This window comes from Pedobacter indicus (assembly GCF_003449035.1).
In the GTDB taxonomy this organism is placed as follows: Bacteria; Bacteroidota; Bacteroidia; order Sphingobacteriales; family Sphingobacteriaceae; genus Albibacterium; species Albibacterium indicum.
Genome location: NZ_QRGB01000001.1, coordinates 2,433,760 through 2,451,048 on the forward strand (window position 1 = coordinate 2,433,760; position 17,289 = coordinate 2,451,048).

The 17,289-nt window shown below is 42.0% G+C and carries 14 protein-coding genes; 5 read left to right on the top strand and 9 right to left on the bottom strand.

Annotation, left to right across the window (positions count from 1 at the left end):
- Positions 1–20: 20 nt before the first annotated feature.
- The 4 genes from pdeM to D3P12_RS10800 are packed head-to-tail and all read right to left on the bottom strand — an operon-like array spanning position 21 to position 5,701.
- The gene (gene pdeM, locus D3P12_RS10785) at positions 21–680 is read right to left on the bottom strand and encodes a ligase-associated DNA damage response endonuclease PdeM (protein WP_118195393.1); all 660 of its coding nucleotides are present in this window, start codon (positions 678–680) and stop codon (positions 21–23) included.
- On the bottom strand, positions 677–3,142 hold the full coding sequence (locus D3P12_RS10790) for a ligase-associated DNA damage response DEXH box helicase (protein ID WP_118195395.1): 2,466 nt from the start codon (positions 3,140–3,142) through the stop codon (positions 677–679). The genes pdeM and D3P12_RS10790 overlap by 4 nt, the downstream gene beginning before the upstream one ends.
- Entirely contained in the window at positions 3,142–4,722 is a 1,581-nt protein-coding gene (locus D3P12_RS10795; RefSeq protein ID WP_118195397.1) for an ATP-dependent DNA ligase, read from the bottom strand. Before D3P12_RS10795 ends, D3P12_RS10790 begins: the two co-directional genes overlap by 1 nt.
- Before the next feature lies 1 nt (position 4,723).
- The gene (locus tag D3P12_RS10800; protein ID WP_245977435.1) at positions 4,724–5,701 is read right to left on the bottom strand and encodes a ligase-associated DNA damage response exonuclease; all 978 of its coding nucleotides are present in this window, start codon (positions 5,699–5,701) and stop codon (positions 4,724–4,726) included.
- 110 nt (positions 5,702–5,811) lie between these two features.
- On the opposite strand from D3P12_RS10800, the gene D3P12_RS10805 reads away from it, so the two are divergent.
- From D3P12_RS10805 to D3P12_RS10820, 4 genes are all read left to right on the top strand, one after another.
- A complete protein-coding gene (locus D3P12_RS10805; RefSeq protein ID WP_118195401.1) occupies positions 5,812–6,360 on the top strand; it encodes a lipocalin family protein in 549 nt (182 codons plus the stop codon).
- A 144-nt stretch (positions 6,361–6,504) separates the two neighbouring features.
- The gene (locus D3P12_RS10810; protein WP_118195403.1) at positions 6,505–7,023 is read left to right on the top strand and encodes a ferritin-like domain-containing protein; all 519 of its coding nucleotides are present in this window, start codon (positions 6,505–6,507) and stop codon (positions 7,021–7,023) included.
- Positions 7,024–7,109: 86 nt separating this feature from the next.
- Positions 7,110–7,742 (top strand): carbonic anhydrase, encoded by a 633-nt coding sequence (locus D3P12_RS10815; protein ID WP_118195404.1) that lies wholly within the window; start codon positions 7,110–7,112, stop codon positions 7,740–7,742.
- Between the two features lie 18 nt (positions 7,743–7,760).
- Positions 7,761–8,897, top strand: a complete 1,137-nt coding sequence (locus D3P12_RS10820; protein ID WP_118195406.1) for a prolyl oligopeptidase family serine peptidase — start codon at positions 7,761–7,763, stop codon at positions 8,895–8,897.
- 148 nt (positions 8,898–9,045) lie between these two features.
- Here the strand turns inward: D3P12_RS10820 and D3P12_RS15575 are convergent, their stop codons facing one another.
- The gene (locus D3P12_RS15575) at positions 9,046–9,318 is read right to left on the bottom strand and encodes a hypothetical protein (protein ID WP_245977436.1); all 273 of its coding nucleotides are present in this window, start codon (positions 9,316–9,318) and stop codon (positions 9,046–9,048) included.
- 124 nt (positions 9,319–9,442) lie between these two features.
- Between D3P12_RS15575 and D3P12_RS10830 the strand changes: the two genes are divergently transcribed.
- Positions 9,443–10,219, top strand: coding sequence for a DUF4382 domain-containing protein (locus tag D3P12_RS10830; protein WP_118195408.1), 777 nt, complete (start codon positions 9,443–9,445; stop codon positions 10,217–10,219).
- 59 nt (positions 10,220–10,278) lie between these two features.
- On the opposite strand, the gene D3P12_RS10835 is transcribed toward D3P12_RS10830, so the two are convergent.
- The 4 genes from D3P12_RS10835 to D3P12_RS10850 form a co-directional block, all read right to left on the bottom strand.
- Positions 10,279–10,425 (bottom strand): efflux RND transporter permease subunit, encoded by a 147-nt coding sequence (locus D3P12_RS10835; RefSeq protein WP_262511132.1) that lies wholly within the window; start codon positions 10,423–10,425, stop codon positions 10,279–10,281.
- A gap of 266 nt (positions 10,426–10,691) precedes the next feature.
- A complete protein-coding gene (locus D3P12_RS10840; RefSeq protein ID WP_118195410.1) occupies positions 10,692–12,362 on the bottom strand; it encodes a RagB/SusD family nutrient uptake outer membrane protein in 1,671 nt (556 codons plus the stop codon).
- Between the two features lie 10 nt (positions 12,363–12,372).
- Positions 12,373–15,387, bottom strand: coding sequence for a SusC/RagA family TonB-linked outer membrane protein (locus tag D3P12_RS10845; RefSeq protein WP_118195412.1), 3,015 nt, complete (start codon positions 15,385–15,387; stop codon positions 12,373–12,375).
- A gap of 216 nt (positions 15,388–15,603) precedes the next feature.
- Entirely contained in the window at positions 15,604–17,289 is a 1,686-nt protein-coding gene (locus D3P12_RS10850) for a RagB/SusD family nutrient uptake outer membrane protein (RefSeq protein WP_118195414.1), read from the bottom strand.

Genomic DNA, 17,289 nt, shown 5'->3' on the forward strand with positions numbered 1-17,289 from the left:
CTACTTTTAACACGGAAAAATCAGAAATGTTCTATCTTAAAAATAGTTTTCTCATCAAAAGCAAAATATTTTGCTTTTTTAGACATATTATATTGAGTATCTAATCCGGTGAAACGGCTAAAAGCGGGAAGAACTATATGGGTGTCAGTAACTACGAAACAAGGAAGCCTCATAAAGCGTTTCGTTGGCATTTCAATGCGAACCCCCGGATGAATGTGGCCAACGATCCAATGGCTATCTAGTTCGGTAACAAAGTTATGAGAAAAACTTATTGGATCAGCTTGGAAGACATTAAGCACTTCGTTGATACCCATTGCAACCAATTGTTCATTTGAAAAACGGTCGTGATTACCCCGAACCAAAACGATACGAATTGTAGGAAACTTTGACGCAAGTATATTGAATAAATTTATTTCCTTGTTCGTCTCTGCATGCACTAAGTCACCAACAATCACAAGCTCTTCGGGTGAGTAATGGATTAATAGGTTTTCTAGCCGATTTAGATCATCCACAGTCACCAATTTTGGAATGGCAATCCCACTTTTCCGGAAGTGAGCAGCTTTTCCAAGGTGCAGGTCAGACAAAACCAACATTATCTTTCGTTTCCAAAACAAACACCGCTGGTTATTAAGCGTCAATTTCTCGTTAGCGAATACGATCTCGATTTCTTGAGTGTTCATTTTTTCCTTTTCTCTGATTTCAGACTATTGTTTTGCATTTTCGCAATGCGCTTTGCAAGATCTTCACTGGATAAAGATTGACGCAAGCTATCAACTTTGATCGGGAAACTCAATGGTGTGAATTTCGATGATTCTCTATAAATGATCTTACTTCGGCTTATGCGTTCAAATGCAGCCATTAACCGCGGTTCTTCCAGCTGTTGGTTGAAAACCTCCATGTAGGTCTGACGTAATAAAAGATTCTGTGGGTCATGTTCTTCTAATACTTGAAAAATAATACCGGACGACGACTGTATACTTTTAAAACTTCTTTGAGATCCTGGTATATTCTGAACGACTAAACCAGAGATAACTGCAATATCTCTAAATTTCCTTTTAGCCATTTCGGTCGCGTTTATACTGCTAAAAACATCCGTCATTAAGTTCTCCTTCGTAAGTATTTTTCGCAACTGGTCGTTATCCAAATTAATTTCTGAATCAGAAAACAGCTCGAACCCATAGTCATTCATTGCCATAGAGAAACTGATCGGGTAAAGTTTGCTGATACGGTACGCAATCAAAGACGCCATCACCTCATGAACTAAGCGCCCTTCAAATGGATATATAAAAAGGTGATGTCCATCCCGTGTCTGTATTTTTTCAACTAAAAGCTCGTCCTCCATAGGAATTCCAGAGTTCTCTGCTTGTTTAATAAACAACGGCGCCAAAAACCTTAATTCAGGTTCACTAGAGTTGACTCTGCTGGCTTGAGCCAATTTTCTCCGTAGGAAATGGCTCAGGTTGGCACTTAAAGGAAGTCGCCCGCCGAGCCAGGCTGGTGCTATTGCCTTCCCAGAAGAGAGTCGCACATAAATCGTCATTTCTTTAATGCGAGCTAATTCTAACACCCTTCCCGCCAAAATAAATTTGCTATTCGGTTTCAGTTTAGAAATAAAATATTCCTCAACCATACCCACATATCCTCCAGTTACGAACTTCACTCGCATCATAGCGTCACTGACAATTACGCCAATATTCATACGGTGAAGCATAGCAATCCGCCTTTTTTTAACAACGAATATGCCGTCGTCACCCCTAACTACCTTATGGAATTCTTCATAATTCTGACCGATGCTACCTCCTAGTGTAATAAATTGAAGACACCAGTTCCAGTCATCTTTTGTCATTTCTGAAAAAACATAGGTGTTTTGAACCAATGGAAATAATTCTTCCGATTTAAAGCCACCACCTAAAGCAAGTGTTACTAGAAACTGCACCAAAACATCATAGGTCAATACCAGCGGCTGCTTCTCTTCGATCACTCCTTTTTGAACTGCTTCTTTTAATGCCGCCCCTTCGATCAGTTCAAGTGAATGCGTAGGTACAAAATATATTTTCGAAGTTTCAAAAGGCGAATGACCACTCCTGCCCGCTCGCTGTATAAATCGTGCCACTCCTTTACTCGAACCAATTTGTATTACGGTATCTACCGGTTTTAAATCGATACCCAAATCTAACGACGACGTAGCTATAACTGCTTTCAATTTTCCTTCACCAAGGGCTTCTTCGATCCATTGCCTAATATGACTATCAATAGAACTGTGGTGTATAGCAATTTGGCCTGCAAAATCAGGATGTGCTTCCAGCAGTAATTGATACCAAATTTCGCTTTGACTTCTTGTATTAGTAAAGATGATGGTCGAGTTGCTTCGTACAATAATTGGAACAACCTTCTCTACCAACCTGCCACCGAGGTGTCCAGCCCAAGGAAGAACTTCAACTTCATCTGGAAACACTGGGATTATTTCGATTTTCTTCTTTTCCTTAGCAACCACCTTAATTAGTTGCTTTGCTGATGGAAGTAATACCTTCAAGGCCTCATTTAAGTTCCCGATTGTGGCCGTAATCCCCCAAACCTTAATCTCCTTATACAAGCCTTGAAGGTACCCCAAAGCTAACTCTACCATCACTCCCCGCTTCGTCCCTAATAGTTCGTGCCATTCATCTACGGCAATGCACCTTAATGTACTAAAGAACTTAGTTCTTCCTTTTTGCGCAAGTAACAAATGTAAGGTTTCGGGAGTAACCAACAGCACATCCGGCATTTGACGAGTCTGTCTTTGTTTAATTTTTACATCGGTGTCACCATTCCTGACTTCAACTGCCCAATCCAATCCAATACCGTCGACAGCCCCCTGCATAGCTTTTGCGAGATCCTTGGCCAACGAACGGAGTGGCGTTATCCACAGTAATTTCAAGCCTGGCTGATAACTATCCGAATGATTAATAAAGTCGATGACTACAGCCAGAAAAACCGAAAAAGTTTTACCAAAGCCTGTGGGTGCTACCACCATACCACTGTACCCCCTGTCAAAATTCTCCCAAGTTTTTTTCTGAAATTCAAATGGGGCGTTTCCCATAGTCGCCATCCAATCGGTGACGAGTCTATAGCCTCCAGTGTTTTGTATCGGTTCCTTCGCCATCAGGAGATTAATTTTTTAATTTCTTCTATATCATCTATTTCGCTCAGTAACTTATCTTTCCGCCAACGTACAATTCGTGGAAAGCGTAACGCTACTCCAGATTTATGTCGCTTACTGTACCCAATACCTTCAAAAGCTATTTCGAAGACCAACTCAGGCTTAACCGTCCGCACCGGCCCAAATTTCTCAATCGCATTTCGAGTTACAAAACGGCTTACTTCTTTAATCTCCGTGTCAGTTAACCCTGAGTAGGCCTTGGCAATTGTAACTAACTGATCACCCTGCTTGACTGCGAAGGTGTAATCTGTATAATAAGCACTACGTCTGCCACTGCCTTTCTGGGCATAAATCAACACTGCGTCAATCGTCAGCGGGTCAATCTTCCATTTCCACCAATCTCCTCGTTTTCGACCCGCATGGTAGAGAGAATTTTTATGTTTCAGCATCAGCCCTTCACTATTGATATTTCGAGCTTTATCCCTTTCTTCGTATAGCTCACCCCAGCTAGTCGCGAATATAACTTTTGAAAGAAAAATGCGATTATCTAATTCTATTTCCAAAAGTTCTTCCAAAATGTTCCTTCTTTCAGCTAGGGTTTTACCCCTAATGTCTTCACCTTGCCATTCAATTAAGTCGTAAGCAAAAACGACTGCTGGAATATCATCCAACATTTTTTTACTAATATTTTTACGATTTAATCGCTTTTGCAATTCAGCGAAATTCAGTACACGCCCATCCCTGTAGGCGAGTAGTTCTCCGTCCATTACAAAATCACATTTAAAATTAAGCAAAGCGTCTCGAATTTCCGGAAATTGGTGAGTTACCAGCTCCTCTCCGCGCGACCAGACAAACACCTCACCCTTTCGCTTAATAAGTTGAGCGCGAATACCATCCCATTTATATTCTACCTGCCATTGATTTAACGCACCCAAATCCTCTGGTTTTTTATTTACCGCATAAGCAAGGCAAAACGGGTAAGGTTTTGACAACTGCGTATCGGCATATTCTCCGCGTATCAGTTTTTCGAATGAGACCTCATCTCTTTCCCAGTTACCCATTATGGAATGCGCCACTGCACTTGCATCTAATTGATAGAACCTCGCGATTGCATTCACGAGTGTCTTTGATGAAACTCCCACACGAAAACTCCCGCCCAACAATTTGTTAAAGATAAAGCGTTCCAGTTGCGGCAGATGTGCCCAGCTCGAAAGTACAAATGCTTTTTTCTCTCCATCTGTTTTATCTTTTAAGTTGGCAATCAAATCCATCCAATCTGCAATGTCGCGATCTATATAGGCTAACGGTTCGGGCAAAATCAATGAAATCGTTTCTCCCAGATCGCCAACCGATGCATAACTTTCCTGAAATAACCATTCTGGAATGTCCGCAAGCTCCATTGCCCATTGCTTCATAAGCTTTGTATTGACATTTCTTTTAGGACGTTTTCCAGTAAACAAAGCCAGGAACCATAGTTTGTCACGTTCAGACGCGTTATTGAGAAATCGTTCAATAGCATCCAGCTTTTGATTGGTTTTATTTGTACTGTCCAGAGCGTTAATTAAATCGGCAAATACCTTCAAGTTACTCCTCCTCTCCTACAAACTCGGTAGTTAGTTCGGCTGCATCAATACCTATCTCATTTAGATATTTCGTAAAAACGGCCGTCTGTCCGTGTGTTATGTAAATTTTTTCGGCTTCCGTTGCTTTTATAGTCTCTAATAATCCTCTCCAGTCCACATGGTCACTTATTGGGAAACCCGCATCTGCGCTACGCCAACGTCTGGCACCTCGAACTTGCATCCAACCAGAACAGATCGCGTTCACAGCATTCGGTATTTTTCGAATAATATTTGAATCTAGCAAAGACGGGGGTACGACAACAACTTCCTTGTCAACGTTTTTGATGTCATGTTGAAAATCAACAACCCGATAGTTCGGTAATTTAACACCAACACTTTCGTAAGCCTCATTGAGTTTTCCAACAGAGTAATGTACATTCAAACGTGTGATACCTTCCAGAGCTTTCATAATCCGTTGTGCTTTTCCTAGCGAGTAGCCTATAATTACTGAAGTTTTTCCATTTGCCCGGTTTTGCAATACCCAATTTCGTAACAATTCATTTTGGAGCTCTACTTCCATCCAATTGTAGATTGGGAGACCAAAAGTGCTTTCACTAATGAATTCATCACATTTAACAATTTCAAAAGGAGTTGATAATCCATCATCTTGGAGTTTATAATCGCCCGAAACCACAATCACCCTTCCTTTGTATTCCAGGCGCACCTGTGCCGAACCAATGATATGTCCAGCAGGATGAAGAGAGACCTTGACTCCATTGATATCTAAGGATTCACCGTATTCTAGGCCCTGTGAACTCAGCGGCCCAAGTCGGCTTTTAAGAATCGGAATTGTAAAGTTGTGACACAAATAATGCTTCATCCCCGCACGCGCATGGTCACCATGTCCATGAGTTATAATCGCATGGTCAACTGGCTCCCAAGGATCGATATGAAACTTTCCGGGGACACAGTAAATACCTTTTTTTGTGAATTTTAGCAATTTGATGGTGTTTTTCGTGATATGTTACTGTATGAACAACCAACAGGGATTAAACTTGTTTTTTCTACAAGATGTTTTAAACATTCATGGCATAGTACTGTTAAAATAACATGAACAAAAAAATCACCATAGCTGGCACAGCCGCCGCCTTAGCATCACTGGGCGCGGTAGTCGCTTATGCTTTAAGAAAGCAAATGCCCGAAAAAGCTCAGCCTATAGAGAACTTTGATCTCGAACGTTACCTCGGCGTTTGGTACGAAGTTGCCCGTATCGACTTTCGTTTCGAAAAAAACTTAGACAATGTAAGTGCCGAATATACCTTGAGGGAAGACGGTCTTATTAAAGTCGTTAATAAAGGTTATAATTTTAAAAAACAAAAATGGCAGTCTGTTGAAGGTAAAGCAAAGTTTTGGGATGATGAAAATATGGCAGCACTTCGCGTGAGTTTTTTTGGGCCTTTTTATTCAGGCTACAATGTGGTCGCAATAGATGAACATTATTTGTATGCTCTTGTCGCGGGGAGGAATCTCAACTATTTATGGATTTTGTCTCGAAACATGAAATTGCCTGACGATATAAAACGTTCATATGTTAGAATTGCAAAAGCTATTGGTTATGATACAAGTCGGCTAGTCTGGGGGATACATGATAAGGGTTAAAAAATGAGATTAAGGTTTTCATATTGGGAACTGTAACAAATATAACGACTTAATTTTTTAAAATGTATTTTTTTTAATCTAAACCTTTTTTGACAGCTTGTGTTAGTCCCCATAAATAATTATCATACTTAAAAATTAATCATTATGGCAACCACAAAACAATCAAATGACAAGATGCCCAATGCTCACCTTCATGAACTTTTTGTAGATGAACTTCGGGATATTTTAGGGGCAGAGCGCCAACTTCTTAAAGGTTTAAAGAAAATGTCTTCTTCAGCTGTTAGCGATAAACTGAAGACTGCTTTTGACGAACACTATACACAGACAGAACAACATATTGACCGTTTAAAAAATGTTTTTCAATCCATTGATTTGTCCGCCCGGGGCAAAAAATGTAAAGCAATGGAAGGGCTATTAGGAGAAGCAGATGAAATCATCGAAAGCTTCGAAGATAGTAAAGATGTATTGGATGCCGCGTTAATAGCTGCTGCACAAAAAGTAGAGCATTATGAAATTGCGAGTTATGGGTGTTTGGTCACATACGCAAATCTCATGAAACACAAGGAAGCCGAAAAACTACTTTCCCAGACATTGAACGAAGAAAAGCAAACTGATGAATTGCTTACAAAAATCGCGATGAATAGCGCTAACACAAATGAATAGCGCTAACACAAAAGGTTCATCCAAGAAATCGAATTAGATCTCACGAAAGTGCTAAGTTTTTTTACATTTGTAAAAAATCAACACAAATGAGATTACACAATATCGAAGATCAGCGCTCGGTGACTCCTGCACGGGCGCTGTCTTTTTTGAAAGAAGGCAACCAGCGCTTCGTTAACAACTTGAAAGCACATGGCAATCTATTAGAGCAAGTAAATGAGTCAAAAAACGGGCAATTCCCTTTTGCTGCAATTTTAAGCTGTATTGACAGCCGGACATCCGCAGAGCTTATTTTTGACCAAGGACTTGGTGATATTTTTAGCATCCGCATTGCGGGTAACGTGCTCAGCGATGATGTAATAGGTTCTATGGAGTTTTCATGCCGACTTGCCGGCTCCAAACTTATCGTTATTCTTGGCCACTCACGTTGTGGGGCAATCACCGGTGCATGCAAAGAAACCGAACTGGGGCATCTAACCAAGTTACTTGCTAAAGTGAAACCCTCTATCGCCTATGTAAAGACGAAACACTCAGATGTCGAAATTGATTCTGTTGAAGGTATTAACTTAGTAGCCTCCCGTCATGTAGAACATACAATTGAAGAGGTTTTAAATAGAAGCTCCATCTTACGTGAAATGTATGAAAATGGAGAAATCGGTATAGTTGGAGCTTTTTATGATGTAGAAACGGGGAAAGTTGACTTTTTGAAAACAATGATATAATAACCTATAACCTAAATTATGAAAAACGTTTCAAGTTCTATTTTAATATTTATTTTAACATTCCAATGCGCATTCGCTCAAAAAGACGAACTTCATCAAAAACTTAGTCCTTACTTTTATCCGCCTGATTCTCTGAAAAATAATTTCGGTGACTATCGTTCGCCATTAATTTTTGAAAATGGGGAAAAGGTCAAAACTCCAGAACAATGGACACAACGTAGACAAGAAATTAGAGCCGATTGGGAAAGCTACTTGGGTAAATGGCCAGAGCTGGATAAAAACCAAACCTTTCAGTACCTTGATTCGGTTGACAAAGACAGTTACACCCAGTATACTGTCAGGTTTAAATGGACGCCTAACGAGTTTACCAAAGGATACCTGCTAGTACCCAAAAATGTAACTAGTAAAATGCCTGCCGTAGTTACCGTCTTTTATGAGGCCGGAGCCACCCTTGGTATCGGCCCACGAGGTGAAAAACTTCTCCCGTACCGATATACTGCTATCGAGCTGGCAAAGCGAGGTTTCATAACCCTAGCCTTAGGGACAGATGAAGCATCAGCCAGACATGAGTATTCGCTTTATTATCCATCCATAGACAGTGTCTCAGTGCAACCGTTATCTATGCTCGGCTATGCCGCTAATGCTGCTTACTATGCTTTAATTAACAGAAAAGATGTTGATTCAAAAAGAGTTGGCATCGCAGGACACTCTTTTGGAGGTAAATGGGCCATGTTTGCAGCTTGTCTTACCGATAATTTTGCTGCTTCCGTCTGGTCCGATCCTGGGATTGTTATGCAAGAAGATCGTGGGTCAATAAATTATTGGGAACCCTGGTATTTAGGTTTCCATCCCAAACCCTGGCGAAAACGGGGTTTGATTACCCAAGATAATCCAGCTTATGGTGTCTATAATCAACTCAGAGCAGACAAGAAAAACCTACACGAACTTCATGCACTCATGGCGCCCCGCCCTTTCTTGGTTCTGGGTGGCGCTGAAGACCCCATCACACGATGGACAGTTCTGAATCACAGTGTTGCAGTGAATGAACTGTTAGGACAAAAAGAACGCGTAGCTATGACAAATAGACCCAAACACACATTGTCTGAAGAGGCCGTCGACATGATGTACACTTTTTTTGAATACTTCTTGAAGTAATTTAATTTTCACATCCAAAAAAGCGCTACGTCTTCCTATTGCTAAATTAAGTTAATATTCTTGTGTTTGCGTATTATATGATAATACATGTATACTGGGGTTGCTGGTTATCAGCACCATATTGATTGCTGGTACCGTATTCTAACAATCAATTAATACCGTTTGGCGTAATATAGATAACGGTGCTCCGGTGCTTATGATGTTTCCCTTTATTACCATTACCGCGACCCCGGTTACCTTGTTTCTTTCTCTGACCCGGCGCAAAAGGCTTGGCTGACTTTGTACCGAATATTTTTTTTGCTTGACCGGGAGGGATACCGTTATTTCCTCGACCATTGGAATATGTTGCGCATGAAGAGATGAACGCTACACTGGCAATCATTGTTAGATATAAAAGGTATTTTCTTACATTCTTTTTCATGTGGTTAGGAATAACAAATACCAAGCCACTTCTTTCTTTAACCACATTGGCTTAATATTTGTATACACCACCAGTCGACTAATCAGCTAGTTTACTTTTGTATTAATATCTTAAAAATTGAAATATGAAAAAGATACTTACTTTGTTCAGTTGTATAGCTGTACTCGGATTTACGGCGTGCGATAATAACAACGAAACGACTGAGCGCACTCCCGTTACCATTAAAATGACAGATGCCCCCGCTCCTTTCGATGCTATATTCCTCGATGTCGAAGAAATTCAAATTCTTACATCCGGAGGTAGAGAGTCAATTGATGTGGACGGCGACCCGTTCGATATTCTACTTTACCGTATGGGCAGGGATACTGTTATCGCTGGAGGGGATGTCCCTTCGGGAACTATCCAAGAGATACGTTTAATCCTCGATGATGATGACAACTATGTTGTTGTTGATGGTGTACGGCATGAGCTAAAGACACCCAGTGGCCAAAGTTCTGGTGTCAAGTTAAAAGTCCATGACGAGCTTGTTCCTAATTTAGCATATACACTTTTGCTCGATTTTGACGCGGCACAATCTATTGTACAGACAGGAAACGGAGGTTATCTGTTAAAGCCAGTGATACGAGCCATTCCTGAAGCTGTTTCCGGAGCAATCACCGGGACAGTAATTCCACTGGAAGCCAATCCGTATATATATGCTATTGATGGGACAGACTCAGTTGGTACAATTATCGACTCAGATGGAAGGTTCTGGTTACCCGGACTTTCCGAAGGTACTTACAAAGTCGTATTAGACCCGGCAGACCCCTACGCTAAAGAAACCATTGAAAATGTTCATGTGAGTACCGGATCCGTAGAGGATTTAGGCACAGTCGAACTAGGATTGAAAATGACAGAATAAAATCAATTCTGTAGGAACAAGTGTGTCTTCGATATTTGAATCGAAGACACACTTACAGTTTACTTTTTCCGGTAACACGGATAAAATACTTGCGGCAATACAGTCAGCGATAAAACCATACAAATCAACAATCCCCCTACAATCATAATGGCTAAAGGTTTCTGAATTTCCAAACCCATTCCTGACGAAAGTGCAGCAGGTAACAAGCCCCATGTGTTTAAAGCGTCCCTGATAATGGTTTATTTCTTAATGGGTATTCCGGTATAAGTAAGTCTGCTGGGATTTTTAAAAGTCGGCTAAACTCACGGATCATCTTAATGGATAACGCTTGTTTGTAATTCAAGACCTTACTCACCGTACCCTTTTCCTTACAAAGACATCTAGCTTTCTAGCACTAACAATATACATATCTGCATCAAACAGATACAAAATATAAATAATTGTTGGCAAAAAGCCAACAATTATACTAGATCTAATATCCCGGATTCTGTGTTAATTCTTTCACGACATCCCTTTCCTTTTGCGGGATCGGCCATAGGTAATGTTTTGATTTGTCAAATTGATTGACACTGATTACCTGAAAGATATCTGTTTCATTCGGATAAGATGGATGCCCGAATTCATCGATATTTGGGGTGATTTTATCAAACCAGGTTGCTTTATGCCTCCTACCCAACACATTTCCGGGCATCACATGTTCTGCAATTTTCCAGCGCCTGATATCGAACAAACGAAAACCCTCCAGTGCCAATTCTATTGTTCTCTCGTACCGCACAACTTTTCTAAGTTCATCCTGAGATGACATTTGCACGAGAGGCATTTTTACGCTTTCTCTTCCACGAACTTGATTAATAGCGTTTATGACGCTTTGGTCAATTTCATTTAACTCAATCTTTGCTTCCGCATACGTCAACAACACTTCGGCATAGCGCATCATCATGATGGGCAGAGTTGACTGTGTATTGTCATGCGGTATATCGCTCTCGTCGTGATATTTATTCCATAAATACCCAGTAAAGGTAGCATAGGCGTTGGTTACTTCAACGTTGTTCACGCGACTTAAGGTACCATCAGCACTTCTGGAGAACGTCCTCGTACTATCTGGGTGGGTCTGAAACCATAAATCGTTGATCCATTCGCCCGGTAATACGATTGATTGGTCCAAACGGGGATCTCTGTTCTCAAACGGTTTAGACGGATTATATAAGGGGGATTCGTCGATCGGCTTGCCATCAATGCTAGCATACATATCTACCATCGTCTGCGTAGGGATCAAGACTGAATAGCCTGCCGAAGCACGATTAGTCAGGTATCTGGGAACTGCTGTAGTAAATACATCCATATGGTAGTGCTGCGCAAAAATTGATTCTTTTGAATCGGCACCCTTATGTTGGAACAAGTCGAAATACGATGGGTAGATTTCATAAACCCCTAAATCCATGACCTCTTTTGCCGCCTCACTTGCCGTACGGTAATCTCCTGAAATTAAAGCAAGTCTTGCTTTCAGTGTCAAAGCTGCCCCTTTAGTCGCCTTTCCTATTTCCCCTCCTGATCTGGTAACGGGTAAATTCGAAGCAGCAAAATCCAGGTCACTGTATATATTGGCAATCACCTCTTCTTTGGCTGTGCGGGGGAGCTGCGCTTCATCAATCGAAAGCATGTGGTCTACCCAAGGTACATCGCCATACAAGGTTACAAGATAGGTGTAAAAATAAGCACGAAGAAACCTCGCTTGAGCTTCGGCATCAGAATAAAATTCAGGGCTAACAACTTCCTTCGCTCTTTCCATGTTATCGAGAATGTTATTCGCTTTCGATATCGCTGTATACATATGCGACCAAACTGTGTAGAATATCTCTGTTTCGGGAGTAAACTGACCACCTTGGATGGTTAATACTCCACCAAAATCTCCTCTGGACCAAGCCAGATCGGTCGCTGCGTCTAACCATAACACATAAGGCACCTTGTACGAATGCCAATAAAGCGAACGATACGCACCGTTTAAAGCGATTTCCAGTTCTTTTTGATTAGAGAAAAATGTCGCACTTGACGGATTATCTAAGGGAGCTTTTTCTAGAAACTCCTCTTTACATGAAGACATGCAAAGCGCAACGAAAATAATAGCTATTTTATATAATTTCATGATTTTGTTCTTAAAGCGTGATATTCAGTCCAAATGTGAAGGTTTTAGCAATCGGGTAAGCACCCACGTCCCCATTTGGCCTTTCTGGATCCCATCCTTGCGGCATTTCGTGTTTGGTAAACAGATTGTCACCCGTCGCATAGATCCTGATTTTGGAGAATGGTGTTCTTGAGATCAGTTGCTGAGGAAATGTATAGCCCAGCTGCAAGTTTTTCAAGCGGATATACGAAGCATCGTAAACCCAGTAACTCGACCGCTCAAAATTATTATGCGTTCGCTCAGCAATCAGTCGTGGATATGCAGCATCCGTGTTTTCTGGAGTCCATGTATCCAACTGCCAGGTTTTGATCTTCCCGGCATTGTAGAATGCCCAGGCAGCGTCACGTTCTAACATCACATCGGTATCAAATATACCTTGGATCAGGAAACTCAGATCAAAGCCTTTATATTCACCGAAAAAGTTAAACCCAAAGGTATAACGCGGAATGGTGTTCCCAATTGGCTTTCTATCTTCAGGCCCGATCTTGCCGTCGCCATCAACATCCAGATACTTGATATCTCCAGGTCCATAAATCCCAATTTGCTCAGGAGAGTTTTCAACCTCCTCTTCAGTTTGGAATAAGCCTAATGCCTGATAGCCGAAAAGTGTATTAATCGGATAGCCTTCCTGGTTAAAGGTGTAGGCACTGATAATTGGCCCGGCTCCCTTCAGATCCACGATTTCGTTTTTCACATCCGATAGGTTCAAACCCAAGCGGTATTTAAAAGATTTAGCCGACTGATTATAGAAAACAGATAAATCCCAACCCGTATTTTTTACCTCCCCCGCATTCTGATAGGGTTCGTTCTGCCCAATAAGTGCGGGAATCGGCAGCTGCAACAAAATCTCTGACGTCAGTCGCTTATAATAGTCAAATGAGAACCCCAACTTATTGTCTAGAACTGACATATCCAAACCGATATTCGACGAGGTCGTTGCTTCCCAGGATATCAATTCATTCGCCATATTCAGCTGCGTACCACCATCTACTGGTCCGCCACCATAATTATAGCTCTGACCCAGATTGATAACAGAAGCAAACGGATAATCACCAATCAGCTGATTGCCAAGCTGTCCCCAAGAGGCCCTTAGTTTTAGCTCATTCAGCCAAGAAGCGTTTTCCAGGAAGCTCTCTTGAGAAAGCCTCCAGCCCACAGAGAAGCTGGGGAAGGTCCCCCATTTATAACCAGTATAAAAGCGCGAAGACCCGTCAACCCGCACATTCGCCTCCACTAAGTACTTATCTTTATAGCTGTAATTCAAGCGACTAAAGAAAGACCGGAGCGACCATTCCGTTGCCGATCCGCTATTGGTCATATATTCGATTGAGCCGGCATCCAGTTGTTGATATTCCGGAAACGGATAATCCTCGCGCCCCGCATTCAGTGATTGATAGTTGTAGGCTATCTGCTCCCCTCCTGCCAGCAATTTTACATCGTGGTCATTAAAGCGTTGTTCAAATCGACCAAGCAAGCGCAAGGTATTTGTCAGGGACCGATTACTACTTTGATTCAATGTAGAACGCACCGGAACGGTAAATGCCGGACTTGTTCCATCGAAGTCATAGGTATCGATCGCCTGCGTAAACCGCTTTCCGTTGCTCCATGAAAAATCAGGCGTATAGCTCAGTTCAAAATCCAACACATCAATCGGTTGATAATTTACTTGAAAAGTAGACCTAAAGCTATCGTATGTATTGAGTCCTGACCCACCGGTTATACTCTGTGCCAGCGGGTTGTTACCGTTCATGCCCGCACCATAACGTCCGTCCGAAAACTGAGATGCAAAGATTGGCGGTGTTCTGTTTACCCCTTGCAAGATAGCGCCCGCGTCGGCCGGGGAATGCAATGGAGAGTGGCGACCGTTCAACATGACTGCTGCCTGCAGATTATCAAGCACATCCATGTTTGCATTCAACCGCAGGGAATAGCGTTTTGATTGGAAACCCGGTAAAATCCCTTTTTGATCCTGATAGCCAAATGAACTATAAATCTTAACCATTTGTCCGCCGCTAATGCTCAGGTAATGATTTTGCAGAGCCCCTGACCCCGTAAACACTTCATCCTGCCAATCCACATTGGGGTACTGATCTGGATTAGTCAAATAATTATCCTGATATTCAGCCAAATATTCCTCACTGTACAGCGGAGTCCGCCCCATATTTTCATAAGCCTCATTAAGCTTACTCATATAGGTATAACCGTCTGCATATTCAGGTAGCTCAGTAAATTCCTGCCAGCCGAAATAGTTCTTATAATCTATCGAAAGTTTGTTAGCCTTGGCTTTTTTCGTTGTGATTAAAACCACACCGTTTGCTGCGCGTGAACCATAAATAGAAGCCGAGGCCGCATCCTTTAAAATCGAAATATTTTCGATGTCGTTCGGATCGACACCATCGATGTTCTCCTCAACACCATCGACCAGAACCAAGGGGTTCGAATTTCCAAGCGTCCCGATACCACGGATTCGGATTGTACCTCCGTCGCTTCCCGGTTCGCCGCTCCGTTGTGTAACGGTTACCCCCGGCGCAAGACCCTGTAAAGCGGCAGATGCCCGCATTACGGGTCTCTTTGCCAGCTCCTCACCGTTTACGGCCGACACCGAACCTGTTAAATTTTCTTTCTTCTGTGTACCGTAACCTACGATTACCACATCATTTAGTGCAAAAGCAGATTCCTGAAGTACCACATCGTGATTTTCTGAAGAAACGGATATTTCAATCGATTCGAAACCCAGGTAATTGAAAACCAACACAGGGTTTTCGCCAGTTGTGCTAATCGAATACCGACCATTATTATCAGTTGAGGTCTGATTGAGTGTGTTTTTTTCGCTAACACCAACTCCGATAAGCGGCTGTCCGCTACCATCTCTAACGGTGCCTACAACATTCCTTTGTTGCCCACCGAATACCGACCCGGAATCAATACCCCAAATAAAAACAAGAGCAATGATAACAAATCGAATTTTGTAAAAGTCTAAGTGCATGTATCTATATCTATAGTTTGAAGCGGCAAAGCTAGCTATAGAGTATTAGGAGAATATTAAGCTTATGTTCCTAAATTATTATAAGATAAGTTCGGCACTACGGATATTTAGTGCTGCACGATGGGTAGTAAAAGCGAAACATCTCTAAAAAAAAGATCCTGCCTTGCATAAGCGCATGACAGGATCCTTCATGTTAAAAACGATTTACAAAATCCACTAATAACCCGGATTCTGAGCTAAGTTATTGTTACCTGCAATCGCTTCATTAGGTACCGGAAAACGTTTCAGGTGTTCCGAATTGCTCGGTGTATGATCCCACCAGCTCTCGGTGACAAAGGCACCCCAGCGGATCAGGTCGGTTCTCCTTCTACCTTCACCTAAAAACTCGATGCTCCATTCATCCAAAAAACGGTATTTATCCAGATTTGCAGCGGTAACCGGATCTGGATCACTTCCATTTTCAAAATTGCGCTTGCGCACCTGATTGATTAGATCAGCCGCTAAACCGGCATTCCCCGAACGGAAATGGCATTCAGCTAACATGTAGTAGATTTCCGCTAGCCGAATAATTGGGAAGTCCGCTCCCCATCGCAATGTATTTTCGGCCAGATTGGGAATAGGGACTTTTACCAAACGTACGCCGGTATTCTCTTCACCTTCAGACATTTTTGAAGGAAGTTGGCTTATACTGCTGTATTCTTTACCAGGTCCAACCTCAGAGAAACGAGCTACCTGATCCACAAATACCAAAGGCTCGCCGTTATACTCTTCGCCACCATTTATGGCTTTGCCGTCTGGCGTCAGGTGTGGCCCAATTATAAACATCCCCTCATAGTTTCCATTACCGTTGTATTTATATGGTTTCTTGCGCAAATCACTATCGTCAAATTTTTCATAGGGTGAACCCAGTTTAAAATCTGACGTATAAAGCGAACCATCCGGCTTTCTGGAAGGTGTTAAATGGGCGCCATTGTTAGCGCCCATGTCCTGATTAAAATATTGACGCGTGTTATAATGATAGAAATCAGCGTAAAACCAATTATACTCTAGCTTTTTAAACTCTGATGGCATCGACCATATAATTTCTGGAGACTTATCATTCGTAAAGCTGTGCGGCCCGTACCATTCGGTATCCAGACTGTAGATGCCATACTCATTGTTAACGATACCTTGTGCAATTTCTTTCGCTTGCTCGTACATTGGTTTACCGATGTAACTTTCGGCATTAAAATACAGTTGCGCAAGCATGGCGGCTGCGGCTCCCTTTGTTATTGCACCTTCTTCTGCGCTACCCTCTTCTTTCACAGGAAGTTTTGTAATCGCATCCTTAAGTAAAGCTTCAATATGATTGAACTGTTCCTCATCGGTATTTCGTGGTAAAGACTCCCCTTCTAGAGAATCAAAAATAGGCATGCCTCCAAAGAAATCGAGCCCCCGTAAATAGAAGAACGCGATCAGCGCATCCAACTGGGCAAGGTGCGCAGCCTGATCTTCTGCTGTGAGGGAAAATTTCGTGTAATCCAACTTCGAAAGGTCACTCTTGGCATCCAGTGCGAGAGCTACACCCATCAGTGTTCCACGCCAGCTGCCCCAAATCCAACCATCATCGGGTGTCCACCGATGATAGTGATACCGCTCATTTTCTCCTCCATTATACCAATGCCTTCCTTTGGTTGTGATCGCAAAATTGTCTGCAGTATATTCCTGTAACCTCCAGCGGTCTTCCCCAAGGTACCATTTGGCGTGCGTAAAAGGACGGAACAATGCCGCTTTTATATCTTTTTCACTTTTAAAGAATGTTTCAGGGGTAACCGAGCTGTAAAACTCCTGATCTAATTTGGTACAGCCGTTGGCAAATACAAGCGCAATTACTGCAAATAGGTATATAAAATATTTCTTCAT

Coding starts and splice junctions, on each gene's coding strand:
- D3P12_RS10830 (WP_118195408.1), top strand. CDS start 9,443: ATGAAAAAGATACTTACTTTGTTCAGTTGTATAGCTGTACTCGGATTT.
- D3P12_RS10850 (WP_118195414.1), bottom strand. CDS start 17,289: ATGAAGAAATATTTTATATACCTATTTGCAGTAATTGCGCTTGTATTT.
- D3P12_RS10845 (WP_118195412.1), bottom strand. CDS start 15,387: ATGCACTTAGACTTTTACAAAATTCGATTTGTTATCATTGCTCTTGTT.
- D3P12_RS10840 (WP_118195410.1), bottom strand. CDS start 12,362: ATGAAATTATATAAAATAGCTATTATTTTCGTTGCGCTTTGCATGTCT.
- D3P12_RS10815 (WP_118195404.1), top strand. CDS start 7,110: ATGAGATTACACAATATCGAAGATCAGCGCTCGGTGACTCCTGCACGG.
- D3P12_RS10805 (WP_118195401.1), top strand. CDS start 5,812: ATGAACAAAAAAATCACCATAGCTGGCACAGCCGCCGCCTTAGCATCA.
- D3P12_RS10820 (WP_118195406.1), top strand. CDS start 7,761: ATGAAAAACGTTTCAAGTTCTATTTTAATATTTATTTTAACATTCCAA.
- D3P12_RS10790 (WP_118195395.1), bottom strand. CDS start 3,142: ATGGCGAAGGAACCGATACAAAACACTGGAGGCTATAGACTCGTCACC.
- D3P12_RS10810 (WP_118195403.1), top strand. CDS start 6,505: ATGGCAACCACAAAACAATCAAATGACAAGATGCCCAATGCTCACCTT.
- pdeM (WP_118195393.1), bottom strand. CDS start 680: ATGAACACTCAAGAAATCGAGATCGTATTCGCTAACGAGAAATTGACG.
- D3P12_RS15575 (WP_245977436.1), bottom strand. CDS start 9,318: ATGAAAAAGAATGTAAGAAAATACCTTTTATATCTAACAATGATTGCC.